Source organism: Segatella salivae DSM 15606 (assembly GCF_000185845.1).
Classification (GTDB): Bacteria; Bacteroidota; Bacteroidia; order Bacteroidales; family Bacteroidaceae; genus Prevotella; species Prevotella salivae.
Window position 1 is genome coordinate 1 of sequence record NZ_GL629656.1, and the last position, 2,682, is coordinate 2,682.

At 36.3% G+C, this 2,682-nt stretch carries 4 protein-coding genes; all 4 read right to left on the bottom strand.

Going from position 1 to position 2,682, the window contains the following annotated elements:
* On the bottom strand, positions 1–251 hold a 251-nt coding region (locus HMPREF9420_RS14055), incomplete at its 3' end, for a hypothetical protein (protein WP_169309716.1).
* Between the two features lie 553 nt (positions 252–804).
* Positions 805–1,257, bottom strand: a complete 453-nt coding sequence (locus HMPREF9420_RS12625; protein ID WP_007136129.1) for a hypothetical protein — start codon at positions 1,255–1,257, stop codon at positions 805–807.
* Positions 1,229–1,939 (bottom strand): hypothetical protein, encoded by a 711-nt coding sequence (locus HMPREF9420_RS12630; protein WP_044079294.1) that lies wholly within the window; start codon positions 1,937–1,939, stop codon positions 1,229–1,231. The genes HMPREF9420_RS12625 and HMPREF9420_RS12630 overlap by 29 nt, the downstream gene beginning before the upstream one ends.
* 62 nt (positions 1,940–2,001) lie before the next feature.
* Positions 2,002–2,430 (bottom strand): hypothetical protein, encoded by a 429-nt coding sequence (locus HMPREF9420_RS12635; RefSeq protein WP_007136131.1) that lies wholly within the window; start codon positions 2,428–2,430, stop codon positions 2,002–2,004.
* Positions 2,431–2,682: the final 252 nt, after the last annotated feature.

Below are 2,682 nucleotides of genomic sequence, written 5' to 3' on the forward strand. Positions count from 1 at the left end.
GCTATGCGCGGAAACTCCAAACCATTCGGGGAACGACTTTCGCCATGCGCGGAAACTCCAAACCTTTCGGGAAACGACTTTCTCCAAGCGCAGAAACACCAAACCATTCGGGAAACGACTTTCTCCAAGCGCAGAAACACCAAACCTTTCGGGAAACAACTTTCGCCAAGCGCGGAAACGTCAAACCATTCGGGAAACGACTTTTGCCATGCGCGGAAATGCCAAACCATTCGGGAAATGACTTTCGCCATGCGCGGAAACATCAAACCTTTCGGGAAACGACTTTTGCCATGCGCGGAAATGCCAAACCATTCGGGAAATGACTTTCGCCATGCGCGGAAATCACAAACCTTTCGGGAAGGGAGTTGCGGGAGGCCCGCAAATCATTTTATTTTTCCTAAAATAGACGAAAGCAATAATAACTCAAAGCCTCTTATGGAACACATCCCATAAGAGGCTATAAGAATTAACAAATCAAGAATTAAAATAAACTTCTTAGCCTTACCTATCTGCTACAGGGCAAATATTGTAGCCGAAAGATCTAGCTTGATTAAATGTCGTTGCCCCTCCATATTGCGCACCAAAATAATAATTTTCATCTACTTTCACAGGCATGGCAGTCCAATAGGCTATACCATTATAAACTGGAAAGGCCACTCAGCTTTGCCCAAAGGGGTCAAAGCTGAGTGGCCTTTCCAGGGTGAAACAACTCTTTGTTACAGTGAAAAAAGGATAGAATAAGAATCATAGTCTCCATTTCCACTATATTTACCACTTGATAGTTTAGAGATTAAGAGACTCAATTCAATCTCCACCCATAGTAAAATCCAATCGTAAATAAAATGTCGAGTGGTAAACTATTGCTCTGTTGTTTAATCTTGCTGGAATAAAGTGAATCCTTTTTATAATTCTTTTAGTTTCTGTCCAAGCTATCATATTATTCTCGAAGCTACCTTTATTTAGTAAACGTATATACTTTACCTTACCCCTTTTACTTATTTCGATAAAAATAAGAAAACGAAAAGAACTTGAATCATATCTCATTATTGATAATTGTTGTTCAACATATTTACTTAAAACCACATCTATACTATATCCATTTTGAGACGAGGATAAAATATGGTATTTTCCATTTAGAATGCAAGCTGGCATTTGTAAACTATCACATTTATTTATGGCAGCTACAATTGCCGTACTATTACAAAAGAATATAAGCATAAGTGCAACTTTAATAGCTAAAATTCTTATCCGTTTCATCAACCCTATTTATTATCCAGTTTTCTAATCTTCTATTATCAGTTTCTCGATGTTCTCCATGACTGGAATCCCATCCTTTGAGCATAAATAGGATATGCCCATAAAGCTCATGTGTTGTAGCGGTTGCAGCATTTTTTAATGTTTCTTTTTGGTTAAACATAGATTTATTTATTTGTACTTGATAATTTTCATTAGGTGAGAATTGCATTTGTTCGGTGGTTAATTTTGATCTTTGTTGTAAATCCCACTTAGTCCATTTATGATTTTTAGGGGCTAAACTGATACTTGTAGCACCTTGGGTAATCCACTCTGCTTTGTTTCCAAAAACATCTTCTGGGAAGAATTCTGTCGGTCCAAAAACTACTAAATCTTTAGAAAGTTTTCCACTTGAATTAACTGCATTAGGTTTCTCTGTAATAGAAAATTCTACAGTCCTTTTGTCTGCAACAACTTCGTATAATGCTTTAAAATTGCCACTTGGATTATCTGCCATGGCACTAATTCCTTTTTCCATAACGTTCACATCAATAAAGTTGTTTTTAAGTGCTACAAATTCCCGCAAATTTTGCGGTTCTTCGTCACAGTGATCATTGGGGCGGGATAAATGGTGTAAGCCGAATGCAAAGCAAGCTCGCTTGTTTTGCTGAGACATAGACTTGAAGTCAGTGATACCACTTGGCATCGAGACTGTCATTCTCCACCAATGTGCGATTATCTTAGCACCGTATATATGTTTGTGTATAGTTACTTTTTCTGAACATTCTTCCTCCAATCCTCTATTTTGATTATAGAATCTGTCATTGTATCATAAAAAAAAACGCTACCATTTTTCGGTGAAACATAAAAATTATATATTGGTTCAAACCGATATGAAGTAGAAAAACCTACTTGAATCCAAAAATAAGGAGTCTCCTTATTGGGGGATTGCATTAATACAATAGCTTTTCTTCCTTTTACCTTGTAATAATGTTCTAGCTCTATTACTTCTTTTAATTTGCTAACAATATTCATAGCCTCATCTGCTCCCAAACAATCTACTACGATAGAAGCTGAGTCGTATTCCCTGTCTGTATCATTATTCTTTTTGTAGTGTGTTTGTAATCGTATACCTTTCCCATAACAAGTAAATAATATACAAAATGTGCCTATATACACAAATATGAACTTTTTCATAAATATAATACATTTAAATGTACGTTGTCAAACAAAAGTGCACGACTGCAAATGTAGTTATTTATGCTGATACTTCTTTCTTTTATTCTCAGAAATTCTTTTGTTGATTGAATTTTGCTTTATAGCGCGTAGTGTCAAAACCTTTAAAAAGGGAGTTGCAGGAGGCCCACAAGGTATATAAACGAAAAAAGCACTCTGAAGAAATGAATCTTCAAAGTGCTTTGTAAAAAGAGGCGGCTACCTACTCTCCCA